The 16,508-nt window shown below is 47.4% G+C and carries 11 protein-coding genes; 8 read left to right on the top strand and 3 right to left on the bottom strand.

Features of this window, described 5'->3' with window-relative positions:
- Window positions 1-524: 524 nt before the first annotated feature.
- Window positions 525-2,969: a glycoside hydrolase family 6 protein gene (locus tag BLS69_RS18485; RefSeq protein ID WP_176872775.1), complete on the top strand. Its 2,445-nt coding sequence runs from the start codon at window positions 525-527 to the stop codon at window positions 2,967-2,969.
- Window positions 2,970-3,662: 693 nt separating this feature from the next.
- Window positions 3,663-5,999 (top strand): rhamnogalacturonan lyase, encoded by a 2,337-nt coding sequence (locus tag BLS69_RS18480; RefSeq protein ID WP_091035142.1) that lies wholly within the window; start codon window positions 3,663-3,665, stop codon window positions 5,997-5,999.
- A gap of 437 nt (window positions 6,000-6,436) precedes the next feature.
- Here the strand turns inward: BLS69_RS18480 and BLS69_RS18475 are convergent, their stop codons facing one another.
- A complete protein-coding gene (locus tag BLS69_RS18475; RefSeq protein WP_091034321.1) occupies window positions 6,437-7,054 on the bottom strand; it encodes a histidine phosphatase family protein in 618 nt (205 codons plus the stop codon).
- A 181-nt stretch (window positions 7,055-7,235) separates the two neighbouring features.
- Between BLS69_RS18475 and BLS69_RS18470 the strand changes: the two genes are divergently transcribed.
- Complete coding sequence (locus tag BLS69_RS18470; protein WP_091034318.1) at window positions 7,236-8,249, top strand: AraC family transcriptional regulator; 1,014 nt, start codon at window positions 7,236-7,238, stop codon at window positions 8,247-8,249.
- A gap of 188 nt (window positions 8,250-8,437) precedes the next feature.
- Window positions 8,438-9,943: an alpha-glucosidase/alpha-galactosidase gene (locus tag BLS69_RS18465; RefSeq protein WP_091034312.1), complete on the top strand. Its 1,506-nt coding sequence runs from the start codon at window positions 8,438-8,440 to the stop codon at window positions 9,941-9,943.
- A gap of 118 nt (window positions 9,944-10,061) precedes the next feature.
- On the opposite strand, the gene BLS69_RS18460 is transcribed toward BLS69_RS18465, so the two are convergent.
- The gene (locus BLS69_RS18460) at window positions 10,062-10,484 is read right to left on the bottom strand and encodes a hypothetical protein (protein WP_091034309.1); all 423 of its coding nucleotides are present in this window, start codon (window positions 10,482-10,484) and stop codon (window positions 10,062-10,064) included.
- Between the two features lie 412 nt (window positions 10,485-10,896).
- Here BLS69_RS18460 and BLS69_RS18455 point away from each other — a divergent pair, with 412 nt between their 5' ends.
- The 4 genes from BLS69_RS18455 (at window position 10,897) to BLS69_RS18435 (ending at window position 14,141) form a co-directional block, all read left to right on the top strand.
- A complete protein-coding gene (locus BLS69_RS18455; RefSeq protein WP_091034306.1) occupies window positions 10,897-11,667 on the top strand; it encodes an amino acid ABC transporter substrate-binding protein in 771 nt (256 codons plus the stop codon).
- A gap of 112 nt (window positions 11,668-11,779) precedes the next feature.
- Window positions 11,780-12,439 carry an amino acid ABC transporter permease gene (locus BLS69_RS18450; RefSeq protein WP_091034303.1) on the top strand — a complete coding sequence of 220 codons (660 nt, stop codon included), beginning with the start codon at window positions 11,780-11,782 and terminating at the stop codon, window positions 12,437-12,439.
- 33 nt (window positions 12,440-12,472) lie between these two features.
- Window positions 12,473-13,228 carry an amino acid ABC transporter ATP-binding protein gene (locus BLS69_RS18445; RefSeq protein ID WP_091034300.1) on the top strand — a complete coding sequence of 252 codons (756 nt, stop codon included), beginning with the start codon at window positions 12,473-12,475 and terminating at the stop codon, window positions 13,226-13,228.
- 571 nt (window positions 13,229-13,799) lie between these two features.
- On the top strand, window positions 13,800-14,141 hold the full coding sequence (locus BLS69_RS18435) for a DUF4190 domain-containing protein (protein WP_091034298.1): 342 nt from the start codon (window positions 13,800-13,802) through the stop codon (window positions 14,139-14,141).
- 129 nt (window positions 14,142-14,270) lie between these two features.
- Here BLS69_RS18435 and BLS69_RS18430 read toward each other — a convergent pair whose 3' ends face one another.
- Entirely contained in the window at window positions 14,271-16,457 is a 2,187-nt protein-coding gene (locus tag BLS69_RS18430; protein ID WP_091034295.1) for a YhgE/Pip family protein, read from the bottom strand.
- Window positions 16,458-16,508: the final 51 nt, after the last annotated feature.

Raw genomic sequence — 16,508 nt, 5'->3', positions numbered from 1 at the left:
AGCGGGTTCATTCGGCATTGAAAAACACGAGGTTCATTGTGGCAGATTGCCAGGATGAACCTCGTGTGTCGTTTGGAGCAAGGGATGTCCAGATTCCTGCCTCAATTATGGAAAAAAATATAATTAAATTTATATAATTCAATTTACAGTAATATTTACATGTCGTATAATCAGAACATAAGGAGGTGACACCGAACATCATGTTTGTAGATGGATAGGCGAAGACCTTTTTTTTAACTGTTTGAAGAAAGCGCTTACCGAATTTGGAAATCAGACATCTCGTAAGTCATTGTTCACACTTCTTCATGTCTAACACACGTTCAACCACACCCACCATATTATACTCATTCACATGATTCGCCCTCACACACCATTTGTTTGCTCAAGATTCCAGTTATACAACCATTTCTTTTTGGAGGTGATACAACCAACTCATCCGAACGTTCTCTTCGTGCTAAGCATCATAATGACACAGAGGATCAGACATGAGTACAACCCAATCTAACTAAAGGAAAGGTGGAACTATGAAGACTAAATTGAAAACCAAATCGAGAGGTAAAAAGATCCTGCGCAAAGGTGTAAAACAAATGCTGGCTGCAACGCTGCTCGCTGCGGGGATTTTCCCTGGATTGTCTCCAGGCTTGACTCAGGCGGCTGAAGCACATGTGGATAATCCATTTGTAGGGGCAACGGCTTATTTGAACCAGGACTATTCGGCTCTCGTAGATACGTCCATTGCACTGACCAACGATGCATCGTTGAAGGCCAAGATGGAGACGGTCAAATCGTATCCAACCGCAGTATGGGTTGACCGGATTGCTGCGATTAATGGCGGGGTGAACAATGCCGGACGCAAGAGCATCGAGGAACATCTGGACGCTGCACTTGCTCAAAAGAAACCGGGTACACCGATCACCGCTTCATTTGTTATCTATAACTTGCCCGGACGGGATTGTCATGCACTCGCATCGAATGGTGAACTTCCACTAACACAGGCGGCACTGCAGACATATAAAACGGATTATATTGATGTCATTGCAGATATCTTCGCAGATCCGAAGTATCAGGATATTCGTATTATTGCCGTCATTGAACCGGACAGTCTGCCTAACCTTGTGACCAACCTGAGTACACCAGCTTGTGGTCAAGCCAGCTCAACAGGTATCTATGAGGCGGGTGTGAAGTATGCATTGGACAAGCTGCACGCCATTCCGAATGTGTACAACTATTTGGATATCGGCCACTCTGGCTGGCTTGGATGGGATAACAACCGTTCTGCAGCAGTCGCGCTGTATACAAGTGTTGTGCAAGGGACAGCCGCGGGTCTGAGCAGTGCAGATGGTTTCATTACAAATACAGCGAACACTACACCGCTGGGGGAACCGAATCTGTCTAACCCTGATCTTAATATCGGTGGACAACCGATTAAATCGGCCAAGTTTTATGAGTGGAATCCTTATTTTGACGAAACCGATTTCACTGCTGCGCTGTATGCCGATTTCGTACAAGCTGGATGGCCAAGCAGCACAGGTTTCCTGATTGATACTAGCCGGAATGGGTGGGGCGGGGTAGACCGTCCAGCATCTGCTACGGGCAGCAACATCAACGATTATGTGAATTCCGGACGTGTAGACCGCCGGGAGCATCGGGGGAACTGGTGTAATGCCAGTGGCGCAGGTATTGGTGAAGCACCTAAGGCTGCACCAGGACCAGCGCATCTGGATGCTTATGTATGGGTGAAACCTCCGGGTGAATCCGATGGCTCCAGCTCCGAAATTCCGAATAACGAAGGTAAAGGTTTCGACCGGATGTGTGATCCAACCTTCACAACTCGTGATGGTGTATTAACAGGTGCATTGCCTAATGCCCCAGTATCGGGTCACTGGTTCCATGATCAATTCGTGGCACTGGTGAAAAACGCATTCCCTGTACTTCCTGCAAGTAACGGTGGAGGCAATCCTCCGGGCGGAACAACAGCTCCGGCAGCACCAGCAGCATTGACGGCTACTGCTGGTAACGCTCAAGTCTCCCTGACGTGGGCTGCTTCTACAGGGGCCACAAGTTATAGTGTGAAGCGGGCACTGAGTGCTTCAGGTCCATTCACAACAATTGCAGCCAATGTAAGTGGAACGTCTTACAGCAATACCGGCCTGATCAATGGTACAACCTATTATTATGTGGTAACGGCAACAAATGCAGTAGGTGAAAGTGTTAACTCTGCAACAGCAACAGCTACACCCGTTGCAGGTGTAACGGCGCCAGCTGCACCGACTGCTCTCACAGCAACCGCGGGCAATGCACAGGTGAGCCTGACGTGGACCGCTTCTACAGGTGCAACAAGTTATAATGTGAAACGCGCGCTGAGTGCATCAGGTCCGTTCACAACGATCGCCGCGAATGTGAGTGGTACGTCCTACACGAATACTGCCCTCACGAACGGCACAACGTATCATTATGTGGTAAGTGCAGTGAATACAGCAGGGCAAAGTGCCAATTCCGCTGTAGCTTCCGCGACACCTCAAAGTGTCGTTGTACCAACCAGTGATCTTGTCGTGCAATATCGTGCCGGAGATACCAATGCTCAGGATAGCCAGATCAAACCGTATTTCAACATCAAAAATCTGGGCAGTACTGCTGTGAATCTGAGTGATCTGAAGATCCGGTACTACTTCTCGAAAGAAGGCTCGGCTGCGATGGATTCTGCCATCGATTACGCTCAAGTTGGCGGAGCCAACATCCAGCGTACCTTCACAGACTCGTATGTGGAGCTGAGCTTCACATCTGGCGCTGGCAGCATTCAGGCTGGTGGACAGACTGGAGACATCCAGCTTCGCATGTACAAAACAGACTGGTCCAACTTTGACGAGACGAATGACTACTCCTTCGATCCAACGAAAACATCCTATCAGGATTGGAACAAGGTAACACTCTACCAAGGTGGAAACCTGGTATGGGGTATTGAGCCTTAAGCTTTACTTGTAACTGTCTTAACCGCGATCCTCAGTGTGTTAGAGGATCGCGGTTTTTCGCTATGCATTACAAGAGTCATTCTAGATTGAAGTTCTTGATCAACTGAGTAACGTAGTGGAGGGGACGAAATCGATTCTGAAGAAGCGAAGCTGAAAGCTTTCTGCAAGAAAGCTACTTCGTAAGCATCATCTCACCTTTATCAACGGATTTTTCCCTTGGAAAGGGGATGGAAGAAAATCCGGGGATAACAGCGATCATAAGAACGATTCGTAACCGGAACGGATAACCCTCAGAGTTGCAAGTACTTATTTCCTAAATGACTCCTAAAAACACTGATTATTGATCGTTTTGGACGGATATTTGCCTAGGGTCTGGCAGGCAGGATGTCTATAATAGAACCCGATGGGCGGGATCACCTCGCTCGGATTGGAAAGAGAATGGAAGGGGGACCGCACTCTGGTAGTCGGGCAAGCTGATTTCTCTTTTTTAATTTTGTAAGCGTAATCATTAAGGGTTGGGAACTTTCGTTGAAGAAGGCCTGTATGAATTATCGAACGTCTAATCATCATCGATGTGTACAAGCGTTACCCATTCTGTCTCAAGGAGCGTGAAGGTGGATGAACTCAGAAACAACAGCGCCGGTACATAAGGGATCGGTGTCAGGTCAGCAATCCGGTCGCAAGAAGGCTCGTATGCCACTTGCAGCCAAGGTGCTCTCTTCGGCACTTAGCGTAGCTTTGCTCATTGGAGGAACAGCTGGCGTTACGGGAGCGGAGGCTTCCAACGGTAATGGGTCGACGGAGGCCAGCCTGCAATCACATAAGGGGGGCAGTCACGTGAAAGAGATTCAACTGGAATATCTGGATCGGGGACTGGTGGCTGCATCGACATCTGAAGGTGTGTTTCTCAGTTGGAGATTGCTTGGTGACGAGGCCACAGGGTATAGCGACAAAGGGCTGACAGGTACGGACTTTAACGTCTATCGTGATGGCAAAAAGATCGCTACCGTCACCGACAGCACCAACTATGTAGATTCCGCGGGTAAATCGTCTTCCCGTTATGAAGTGGCAGCGGTGAACAAGAAGGGCAAGGAAAGCAAACGTAGTGCATCCGTCAAACCTTGGGCGAACGGGTATGTGGACATTCCACTGCAAAAACCCGCCGATGGTGTGACGCCTGCCGGAGAAGCTTATACGTATTCTGCCAATGACATGAGTGTGGGTGATGTGGACGGGGATGGCCAATATGAATTTTTCGTCAAATGGGACCCTTCCAATGCCAAGGACGTATCGCAGAAAGGATACACCGGTAAAACCTACATTGATGCTTACACCATAGACGGACAATTGCTGTACCGAATTGATCTTGGGGTCAACATTCGTGCAGGTGCTCACTATACACAGATGCTCGTTTATGATTTTGACGGGGATGGTAAAGCCGAGATGATGTTCAAGACCGCTCCGGGCACGAAGATTATCAAATATAACAAAAAAGGAAAAGTGACCTCCGAGAAATACATCACGCTTCCGAAGCAGGATCGCAAGGCAGGGTACTCGAACGAAGATGATTATCGTTTAAGTGCGGATGGTTACTACGATCACGTGGTGGATATGTTCAGGAACTGGCATAAACACGACGAGGTTGTGAAGGGCAACTGGCCTGCAACATTGGAAGAGGCTTTTGGAATTGAGAAAAAATATAACTACCCATTATCTCAGCAGGATGCCGAGAGCCTGGCCGACTATTTCATTGATGTGTACGCAGTAGAACGCAGCAACCGCAATGAGTTGCGCAAGTTCGAAGGTTTTATCGTGGATGGACCGGAGTATGTTACGGTATTTGAAGGCAAATCAGGCAAAGAGCTGGAGACCATTCCCTATGAACCTGAACGTCATGATGACGGCCTGATGTGGGGCGATTATGCCATGGCACGGATCGAACCGGGGAATCGGGTGGACCGTTTCCTGGCAGGCGTGGCGTATTTGGATGGCAAGAAACCATCTGCTATATTTGCACGCGGATACTATACACGTTCAACGATGGTTGCCTACAATTGGGACGGCAAGAAACTGAAAAAGGAATGGAAAGTGGACAGCGGTTGGACGCCGATGAAGAACCCGTTTAATGATGGACCACATGGTGTGGATGGCACAGATCCGCAGTATGGTTCCATCACCACTCAAGGTGCGCACTATTTCAGTGTGGCGGATGTGGATGGAGACGGCAAACAGGAGATTATCTATGGCTCCGCTACGATTGATCATGACGGCAGCGTGCTGTACAGCTCCACAGACCTCATGCCTGCCGAAAGTGCTGCACCGGGAACCATTGCTCGTCTGGGTCATGGGGACGCACTTCATGTGGCAGATATCGACCCGGATCGTCCGGGACTGGAGATTTTCATGGTTCACGAGGGTGGTCCGTGGGCGCCGTACGGCTATTCCCTGCGGGATGCCAAGACCGGAGAAGTGATCTATGGTGGGTACACGGGGAAAGATACCGGACGTGGCATGGTGGGTGATGTTGATCCAACTCGTCGTGGTCTGGAGACATGGGCTGTAGGTTTGTGGACAGCTAAGGGTGAGAAAATCAGTGATCAAGCACCGGGAACCAATATGAATATCCGTTGGGCTGGTGATATGACGACACAGATCGTAGATGGTGCGATTGATGTTACACCAACCATCAAGGATTGGAATCGTGGCACGTTGCTGACGGCAACAGGTACATTGACTAACAATCACACGAAAGGTACGCCTTCTCTCGTAGCTGATATCTTCGGGGATTGGCGGGAAGAGATGTTGGTGAGAACCACGGACAGTTCAGCGATCCGTATCTATCTGAGTACCGAGAAAACGGACCGCAAGTTGTACACGCTGATGCATGATGCAATGTATCGTGTGGGCATTGCCGGACAGAACAGTGGATACAACCAGCCGTCCTACCCGTCCTTCTACATGGCATCGGATATTGACTGGTCAAAAGTAACGCTGCCTAAGTTCTACACGCCAGGTAAGGGCGGAAAGTAAACAGGCTTGAGTAATAATAGCTAGCAATAGCAACATAACATGTGTTCATGATCAGACTGTAACGTAACGCAGCGTCGTTAGTTTTAGGCGTTGGCATCGAAGCTCTGAAATTCCAATGTGTCTCGCATATGGAGTTTCAGAGCTTTTTTCACATAAGGATCTGCGGATAAAGCTTGGCGTTTTCCCAGCCATCCGTGTTACATCATTCTTTTACATAAGTTAAGTCTAAATAAGTTGAACTAATCATTTACACGATAACAGAGAGGACAGAAAAAACCTGAAAAAGCGAAGCGTTCGCCTAAATGCTTTCTGAAAGAAAGCTGCATCGGAAGCATAAGCTATCCCCGGATTTTCCCTTTAGAAAGGGAATCAATAAATCTGGGGATAACAGCGATTGGATGGTTGTTCTGTCATCGTAGTGTCAGTGTTAATAATCTTTATTTCAACTTATATAGATGCACGGTAGAAGCGAACGCTTTAATGGTGTAATTTCCTTGATCATGGATCAATGTGGTAATGGAGCACTCGGGGATCAATTGGTTCTGCATAGCTATAAAATCGGAATGCCAGACGTTAAGCTCGCGCTCGGTAAAGGTTTGCACCAGAAAATCAGTAATGAGTCCACCATGTGCAACCACAATAATGTTACTGTTCTCTGGCTCTTCATTAGCTAATTCGGTTAGGAGGGAGGCCAGACGTTCACCAGCCTGTTTGGCCGAGTCTCCCACGGGTGGGATGTAATCTGGGTCAGACGTACATCGATCCCACATCGCAATGAATTCTTCGAATGACTGATCCGGGCAATCGCCCCAATTGGCACGTTCGCGCAGGCGAGGATCTTCGGTTATACAGGAAGGGGTGTGGCGGGCAATCATACTTGCGGTTTCTCGGGCTCGTCGAAGTGGGCTGGTCAGGATTTTAGTAACAGGATAGGTAGCTCTGGCAAAATGAAGTGCTGTGGCTTCGGCTTGTAAAACCCCTTTGGAAGTGAGGGAGACATCTCCGATTCGTCGTTCTTTGAGACCATGTCTCACCAAATGAAAGGTGGTACTCATGATTGGAAACCTCCTTAAGTATAGACAGTCATATATATTAATTAGATAACATGCTAATTATATATTTATCTAATTAAATAATACAATGAGGCTTTTAACTAAGACAGTTTATATCGAACATACAGAATTGTTACAATAGAGAAAAGTGAGGATCGATCGTTGAAGGACTGGAGGTATGGATATGAGCATCACGAATCGCTGGACAGGAAGCCTGTATCAGGAGGCGTTGCGAACAGAGGATTGTGGACCGCGTTTTTACGCGTACTACTATAAGCAATGGGACAACTATCGTATGTCCTATCACCATCATGATTCGACGGAGATCATGTATATTATTTCGGGAATGTGCCGGGTGGATGTGCAGATGCCGGATGGGGGCTCAGAGCAGACCGTTTTGAAAAAAGGGCAATTCATTATGCTGGACGCAGGTGTCCCGCACCGTTTGCTGGTGGAAGATGGTGTGCCTTGCCGGATGCTTAATGTGGAGTTTGGATTCTCAGGCTCACCTCCCGGACAGTTATCCATCCGTCAGCTCGCGTTGGAAGAGGAAGAAGTCCATACTTTACTAACTAATGCTTCGCCATACCTGGTACTGCCTGATCCGGAAGAGGTGTATCACATTATGAAAAGTCTGGTGCTGGAACTTGATCAGCGCGGTCTGATGGAGCAAGGAAGATCAACTGCGCCGATGAGGATTATTCCGTCAGAGGAACGGTCGCATCATCGCGAAGCCCGGAATCTCTCGTCCCCGGAACAGGGTATGCTTGTGCGTACGCTGTTCATCCAATTGCTTGTCCGTGTTGCACGTCTGCGCGGAGAGATGAGCCGGAGTGCGCCAGATCAGGCGGAGCTGTATGTCAAACGAACTATTGAATTCATGCATCACAATATGGATCGCAACATTCAGATGAAGGATATCGCGGCAGCCGTCAATCTGCATCCGGGCTATTTACATCGCATTTTTCGTCAGCACACGCAACGGACACCTACCGACTACCTGACGATGCTTCGCATGGAGAAGGCCAAGATGCTGCTTCAGCAGACCAATATCCCGATTTCCGAAATCTCCGATTATGTCGGAGTAGGCAGTCGTCAGTATTTTCATATGTTATTCAAGAAATATACAGGCTGTACGCCAGTTGAGTTTCGCTCCTCGATGGAACGACATGTCAGTCAGTACCCGCCAGATGAATGAGTAGATTGCAGTTATTTTGAATGCTTATCGGTTATTGGATCTGACGCATTAAAGTTAGGATTTTTGACAACAAGATCTTGAACAGGTCATGATTTTGATAACGCTTCCCTATTTGCCGTTGGTACAATGATCTCATGAAGAGAGTCATTAACCGAAGCGAAAGATTCGGATTAGGGGAGGACATAGGCATGTCGTTTAAAGTGGCGTTTATCGGGGCAGGAAGTATTGGATTTACACGGGGATTATTAAGGGATTTGCTCACGGTACCGGAATTTAACAACATCGAGATTGCGTTCTGCGACATTAGCCAGCACAATCTGGACATGGTGACTGAGCTGTGTCAGCGGGATATCCGTGAGAATGGATTGAATATTCAGATTCAGCCGACAACGGATCGGAAAGAAGCGTTAAAAGATGCGAAGTATGTACTGTGTACGATTCGTGTTGGGGGACTGGAAGCATTTGCAACAGATGTGGACATTCCACTGAAATATGGGGTAGACCAATGTGTCGGCGATACGCTGTGTGCAGGCGGGATTATGTATGGACAACGCGGAATCGCCGAGATGCTGGACATCTGTAAAGATATTCGTGAACAGAGCGCACCTGACGTGCTGCTCTTGAACTATTCCAATCCGATGGCGATGCTCACATGGGCTTGCAACAAGTACGGCGGTGTGCGGACGATCGGACTGTGTCATGGCGTACAGCATGGTCATCATCAGATTGCGGAAGCTTTTGGATTGAAAAAGAGTGAAGTGGATATTGTCTGTGCCGGCATCAACCATCAGACCTGGTATATTCAAGCGTCTCATGAAGGTAAAGACCTTACAGGAGATCTGCTCGAAGCCTTCGAGAAACATCCGGAGTACAGCCGCACCGAGAAAGTGCGGATCGATATGCTGCGCCGCTTTGGGTATTACAGTACGGAATCGAATGGTCACCTGAGTGAATATGTGCCGTGGTACCGCAAACGTCCAGAAGAGATCAACGAATGGATCGACCTGGGCAACTGGATCAACGGAGAGACGGGTGGATATTTGCGGGTGTGTACCGAGGGGCGCAACTGGTTCGAAACTGATTTTCCAAACTGGATGAAGGATGAACCGATGCAATTCATTCCGGAAAAACGGGGTGAGGAGCACGGTTCGTATATTATCGAGGGACTGGAGACCGGACGCGTCTATCGCGGACATTTCAATACCGTTAATAATGGAGTCATCTCCAACCTGCCGGATGATGCAATTATTGAGGCACCGGGATATGTGGATCGTAACGGTATCTCTATGCCGCATGTAGGCGATCTGCCACTTGGTCCGGCTGCGGTATGTAGTGTGAGCATTTCCGTGCAACGGCTCGCGGTTGAAGCCGCGGTGAACGGAGATGACAAATTACTTCGTCAGGCGTTCATGATGGACCCGCTCGTGGGTGCCGTATGTAATCCGAAAGAGATCTGGCAGATGGTCGACGAGATGCTCGTTGCACAGGCCCAGTGGTTGCCACAGTACGAAGATGCGATTGCCGCCGCAGAAGCAAGACTTGCTGCAGGTAACTTGATTCCAACGAAGGAATATGAGGGCGCCGCGCGTCTCAAGGTGAAAACCGTTGAAGAGATGCAGCAGGATCGCGATGCTGCCAACAAAAACGCGGGTGAATCCGATAAAGGAAAAGATCGCGAGAAAGTGCAGCAATAGTTGGAGGCAGGATGTACAACAACGAAATATAAACGGAATATGAAAATCAAGAAAAATGAATAAGAAATATAAAGAGTAGACGGGGCCCTCTCCAGTATTGGAGGGGCTCTGTTTGATTCTATTTTTTCTCAACGACACGAACCACAAACGTAAAAAAAGTATCTCCCAGGCTGATCTGTGAATCTTGAGGGGAAGACCAGCGGACAAATGCTCCATAATAATGTGTCCCTGGTTCCTTGGGAAGTTGGAAGGTCCCATCCGAAGAAGTAACGTATGTATTGCGGTTGTCCACATATTCAGAAATACTTATCTCATCCGGGGGGATATCTATACCCATGTCTATGGATAAATCCTCACCGGCAAGAACTTGGACCGGAGTGTTGTCTTCAAAATTTAGACTAGCGTAATCAGCGCAGGTGCCTCCCCAGCAATAACTGCCCTGTATAGCAGGAATAGAGATGCCGCTGTCGCTCTGAATAGTTGGCGTAGGCAGTTTCTGAGGTAAGTTGGGTTCCGGTTCCTGAAGCTGTTTTGATCCCATTTCGACTTCCTTTGTACCATGACTTGAAGTAGGATTACAGCCGGATAATATCAGCATAGTTGAAAGAAAAACCAATGTGGTCAATGTTCTTATCGTATTGAAGAATTTTATTTCATCCACCTCCCTAATATTTTCCAGACGAAAAGCGAGAGAGAAATGTTGCTAATCAATGAGTGGGTACGGAGTTGAAGGGGCTACATAATTGGGATTTCCAATATGCGAGAAGCTGGTAGAACCGGCACAAGTGAAAGAGGTTTTTTCACAGATTGTTGACAATTAAGCTGCATGAAATAGAAGGAAATAGGCAAGAGACTCGACTCTTCTCCCATGCTATGTTATTATAAATCTCTGATAACGTGGTAACGAACTAAAGCGTTTGGGTTTTGGTTATAGACATGGAGGGGTTCGAGAGATGAGAAAAAAAGCGATTCTACTATTATTCATTAGTATATGTGTATTGATTGTGGCTGGTTGTTCCGGTTCCGCAAGCAAAGACGATAACACGATTGTTGTAGGAATTGATGATAAGTTTGCTCCAATGGGTTTCCGGGACGAGCAGAACGAAATTGTTGGTTTTGATATTGATTACGCAAGAGCTGCAGCGGAGAAAATGGGTAAAGAAATCACATTCCAGCCAATCGACTGGTCTTCCAAAGAGTCAGAGCTGAACAGTGGCCGGATCGACATGATCTGGAACGGGTACACCATTACAGATGAGCGCAAAGAAAAAGTGCTCTTCACGAAGCCGTATCTGGAAAACAGTCAAGTTGCTATTACCTTGGCAGACTCACCAATTACAAAGCTGGATGAACTCGATGGCAAAAATGTGGGATTGCAGGCGCTGTCCTCCGCGGCAGATGCATTAGCAGCAAGTCCGCTTAAGGATAAAGTCAAAGCTTCCGAATTTAAGGATAACGTGCTTGCACTGACGGATCTGAAGACAAAACGTCTGGATGCGGTCATCATTGATGAAGTGGTAGCGAGATACTACATGTCCAAAGAAGAGGGAACATTCAAACTGATGGATGAATCTCTTGCACCGGAACAATATGGCATTGGTATCAAAAAAGGCAATGAAGAGCTTCTGAATCAGCTGCAAAAAGCGCTGGATGATTTGAATGCAGACGGAACAGCGGCTAAAATCTCCACTCAATGGTTGGGTGAAGATAAGGTTCTGAAATAGGCAGGTTATACACCTGATATATAGTTAGAAACAAAACGGACCCCGTATTCCACGCTGGAGTGATTCATGCCCCAGAGGAATGCGGGGTTAACAGATTAGAGGAGACAAAATAATGAGTTGGGATTATCTATCGACCATTTTAAAACCGATGTTAGAGGGTGCACAGACCACCATTTTCATGTTCTTGCTGGCGATCGTGTTATCCGTACCGCTTGGATTTGCGGTCACACTTGCGATGAGAAGCCAAATTAAACCGCTGGCGTGGATTGCCCATACCTACGTCTACGTAATGCGAGGAACACCACTGCTGCTCCAAATTCTATTCTTCTGCTTCGGGTTACCGTTGCTTCCGGTAATTGGGGAATACTTGGTGTTTGATCGTTTTGTTGCGGCAGGGATTGCGTTCATCCTGAACTATGCGGCTTACTTTGCGGAAATCTTCAGGGGCGGACTGCTTTCCATTGATAAGGGGCAACATGAAGCGGCGAAAGTTCTGGGATTAACGAAGTGGCAGACAATGACCAAAGTCATCATCCCTCAGATGATTCGTGTAGTATTGCCCGCAACGGCCAATGAGTCCATTACGCTCATCAAGGATACGGCACTGCTCTATGCTGTTGCTGTACCAGAGCTGTTGTATTATGCACAAGCGGCGGTAAATCGGGACTTGCAGTTGATCCCTTTCTTCGTGGCAGCGGTGATGTATCTGCTCATGACACTCGTACTCACGTTGTTGTTCAAGGCACTGGAGAAGCGCTTTTCATTTGAATAAATTAAATCTGATCAATCAAAGGACTGTCTGCATATGACACATATAATAGAAGTAAAAGAGTTGAGAAAATCTTTCGGTACCCTTGATGTGCTGAAGCAGGTATCCTTCAACGTGGAACCAGGCGAAGTGATTGCCGTGATCGGTCCTTCGGGATCGGGGAAAAGTACGATGCTGCGCAGCCTGATCCATCTGGAGGATATTTCGGGCGGAACGATTCGCATTCAGGATCAGACGTTGGTTGATAATGGCCGTTACGCGGGTGCCGCAGATATTCGCAAGATGACGGATCGTATGGGTATGGTGTTCCAGCATTTCAACTTGTTCCCGCATCTGACCGTACAGGATAATCTGGAACTTGCACCGAAGACTTTGAAAAAAGAAAGTTCAAGCGTCATTCGGTACCGCAGTCTGGAATTACTCGGCAAAGTAGGGCTGTCGGACAAGGCCGATGTCTATCCAGCCAATCTGTCTGGTGGACAGAAACAACGTGTTGCCATCGCTCGCGCACTGATGATGCAGCCTGACATTCTCCTGTTCGATGAGCCGACGTCGGCACTCGATCCGGAGCTGACTGGAGAAGTGTTACGCGTAATCAAACAACTGGCACAGGAAAACATGACGATGATGATTGTTACGCATGAGATGGGCTTCGCCCGTGACGTTGCGGATCGTGTATTCTTCATGGATAACGGTGAGATCGCAGAGGCAGGTCCGCCAGAGCAGATCTTTGGCAATCCAAAGCTTGCACGTACCCGGACGTTTTTGCAGCGGGTGGAAGTGGAAGGATAGAAGAAACTTCAAATCTAAGAAATGTGGAAAGAACGCAATCCTATGAGTAATAAGGGATTGCGTTCTTTTTTTTAAAAGTAATAGCTTATGTCCACAGGTATATGTTCCAGATCATCAATACCAGGGTCAACACGATATAAGTTACTACATTCCAACGTGTTCGAATTCGATAAGTGGTGTAACTCATGATTCCAAACAAAACAATACTAAAACATAATACCGCTACATTATTTTGATAAAAAGCAATAAGTAGAAGCATCACAATCATAAGTATGTTCATTACTTTATCGATTTTCATCGTAGTGATCCCCCAAAGATAATCAGAAAAGTATTACGACTATAATAATATCTATATGTTAGAGGTATTCTTGATTTATATCTTCACACGGATAAACGGTTCTTAAATTCATATCCTTGAAGTACAATCAATAAGCTTATGGATTAAGATATGTGACCGGGATGATGGGGATAAAATAAATCTAATGGTAATTCATAATTAGAATAATATGGATATTGTTATTCCTATTAATCGATTATAATGAACATACTTAATAAACAGGGAGGATTTACCTTGGAACATCGCGAAAATGATGTGGATCGTTATTATAACGACACACTTCCACCACCACCTTATGTAATACCAAAAACCAATAGTAAATCGATTGTATCACTAGTTTTGGGGATTCTGTCCGTCACGATTCCTTATGTGGGTATTGTAATCGGCATCGTCGCGATTATATTTGCATCTTTGGCCTTCAAAGAGATCAGAGTTCGCATGGAGCAAGGCAGAGGATTAGCCATTGCTGGACTTGTTTGTGGAATCATCGGTACAGCGATGTATGTATTACTTATTTTGCTCGTGCTATTGTTTAGTTTCGCTATCTCAAGTTCTGAAATTTACTCTACATACTAGAAATATGAAGTTAGCAAACTTAGATTGTAGTTAAAACTAAAAAAAGCGAAGGCGTACCTTAGCCGACACCCCTTGTTGTCCAGAAGAGGGTGGAGCTTAGGTACACGCCTTTGCTTTTTATTTTACTTTTTATAGGTGAAGTACGACCTCACCGCTAACGTCCTCAACCTCACGGGTCCGATGCACCATGAAATACGTTAAGGTTCCTCCAAGCCCAATCACAGCAAAGATGCACAGAATCCCGATCTGATCCCAAGCCACGCCGAACTGTCCACTTGAGATGACTGCTTTATATCCCGTTACCGAATAGGTCATAGGCAGCCATGGGTTGAATACTTTCAACCAATTAGGAATAAGTTCGAGCGGGAAGGTGCCCGCGCTGGTAGTAAGCTGGAAGATCAGCATCAGAATCGCGAGGAAACGACCCGGATTCTCCAGCCAAGTTACCAGTGCCTGAATGATGTACATGAAGCTTAGGCTGGTAACAAAGCTGAACAAGAGGAACAATGGAACGCTCTGAACATTCAGACCCAAGCCATACAAGACCAGCCATGAAGCAAGCAGGGACTGTACAGCACTCATGAGTGTAAAAGCCAGCGTTTTACTCACAAAACGATTCCAGCCACTTGCGTCACTAACCGTACTGCCGCGTGTTGGCACTACCAGTGTGGCAATCAATGCCCCTACAAATAGCCCGAGTGACAGGAAGTATGGCGAGAATCCTGTACCATAGTTAGGAACCTCGTTATATTTATGCTCATCGACCTGAACAGGCTCTGCATACATGGTTACCAATTCATCGGTCTTTTTCACACTACCCGTCTGCTCAGCCGCTTCATTCAGCTTGGTGGCAAGTTCGCCAGAGCCGTCCGTTAGCTTAAGCGTACCTTCTTTTAACTGACCGGCGCCGTCATCGAGCTTATGTGAGCCATCTGCCAAGGTTGAGATTCCGTCTGTAAGCTGGCTTACACCTGCAACCAACTTGCCTGCACCAGCATTCAATTGAGCTGAACCATCCGCAAGTTTGGCTCCGCCAGCGGCTGCTTCGGATAATTTGGAATTGAACTGTTTCAGCCCTGTTGCAAGCTTTTCTTGTCCGGCGGACAACTCCGTAGCTCCTTCTACCAGTTGTTGATGACCCTGTACCAACTGGCTGCTGCCTTGATGCAGTTGTTGCTGTGCAGCGTACAAGTTTTGACTGCCTGCGACCAATTGCTGTCCACCCTGATACAGCTGTTCACTGCCTGCCGCTACGGCCTGACTAGCTGCTAGTAGCTGCTGCACAGCAGGACTTGCGGCAAGTTCCGGACTCGCTTCGGCCAATTGAGTAAGACCTTGCGCAACAGCCTTGGCACCCTCGCTAAGTTTGCCACTGCCCTCAACAGAACTTTGCAGCCCAGCAGTCAGCTTTGCACTGCCTTCCTCGGAAGCCGCCAGTCCTGCATCCAGCTTGACTGCGCCTTCCTGAGCAGATTGAAGGCCAGCCTGTAGCTGTTTGCCGCCTGTTTCAGCCTGGGTTGCTCCATCACTTAGCTTCGTACCTGCTGCTGCCAATTGAGACAGGCCACTGGACAAGGCACTCGCGCCAGTATGTAGATCACCTATGCCATGGGCGAGCGTAGTCGTACCTTCTTTTAACGGAACTACGCCCGTTTCCAGCTTGTCGGTGCCTGCCGCCAGTTTAGAGAGGTTCTCTTTTAATGTAGCAGCACCCTCATCCAGCTTAATCGCACCATCATGAATCTGACCTGCACCATCCCCGGCATCCGCCAAACCGCCAGAGATTTTTTCAATCTGATCCAATAACGTTTCGGTATACGATTCTGTGACTTTGGCAGCGACTTTGGAGCGAATTTGTTTGACCGCCGTGCCGCCGATCTGACCCGCGAGGAAGTTGTATCCTTCATTGGGCTCATAGATAAGGTCGGCCGGCTCGGGGCGCTCATCCATCAGAGTGGTGGCTTTTGCTGAAAAATCCTCTGGGATCACAATCGTCATATAATACGTGTTGTCCTCCATACCTTGTTCTGCTTGTTCACGAGTCACGAATTGCCAGTCGAAATCATCACTTTTTTTCAATTCATCGACCAGATTCTGACCGACCTCGAGTGATTTGTCATTGTAGACTGCACCCTGATCCGTGTTGACCACGGCCACAGGTAACTCATTCATTTTGCCATAGGGGTCCCAGAATGCGTTCAGGAACAGGCCACTATACAGCACGGGAATGAACAGTACAACGAGAATTGGAATAAATACTTTTGGTTTCTTGAAGGCGGACTTCAGATCCTGCCCAAATACGCGGAATGATTTCATCATGTTCTCTCCCTATCCTTACGCTAATCCGTTTGTTCTATCTCTATTATG

Origin of the sequence: Paenibacillus sp. CF095 (assembly GCF_900101225.1) — a bacterium.
In the GTDB taxonomy this organism is placed as follows: Bacteria; Bacillota; Bacilli; order Paenibacillales; family Paenibacillaceae; genus Paenibacillus.
Note: the sequence above shows the minus strand (reverse complement) of the source record. Positions and strands in the feature narration are given on the sequence as shown.

Coding starts and splice junctions, on each gene's coding strand:
- BLS69_RS18485 (WP_176872775.1), top strand. CDS start 525: ATGAAGACTAAATTGAAAACCAAATCGAGAGGTAAAAAGATCCTGCGC.
- BLS69_RS18480 (WP_091035142.1), top strand. CDS start 3,663: ATGCCACTTGCAGCCAAGGTGCTCTCTTCGGCACTTAGCGTAGCTTTG.
- BLS69_RS18475 (WP_091034321.1), bottom strand. CDS start 7,054: ATGAGTACCACCTTTCATTTGGTGAGACATGGTCTCAAAGAACGACGA.
- BLS69_RS18470 (WP_091034318.1), top strand. CDS start 7,236: ATGAGCATCACGAATCGCTGGACAGGAAGCCTGTATCAGGAGGCGTTG.
- BLS69_RS18465 (WP_091034312.1), top strand. CDS start 8,438: ATGTCGTTTAAAGTGGCGTTTATCGGGGCAGGAAGTATTGGATTTACA.
- BLS69_RS18460 (WP_091034309.1), bottom strand. CDS start 10,484: ATGGGATCAAAACAGCTTCAGGAACCGGAACCCAACTTACCTCAGAAA.
- BLS69_RS18455 (WP_091034306.1), top strand. CDS start 10,897: ATGAGAAAAAAAGCGATTCTACTATTATTCATTAGTATATGTGTATTG.
- BLS69_RS18450 (WP_091034303.1), top strand. CDS start 11,780: ATGAGTTGGGATTATCTATCGACCATTTTAAAACCGATGTTAGAGGGT.
- BLS69_RS18445 (WP_091034300.1), top strand. CDS start 12,473: ATGACACATATAATAGAAGTAAAAGAGTTGAGAAAATCTTTCGGTACC.
- BLS69_RS18430 (WP_091034295.1), bottom strand. CDS start 16,457: ATGAAATCATTCCGCGTATTTGGGCAGGATCTGAAGTCCGCCTTCAAG.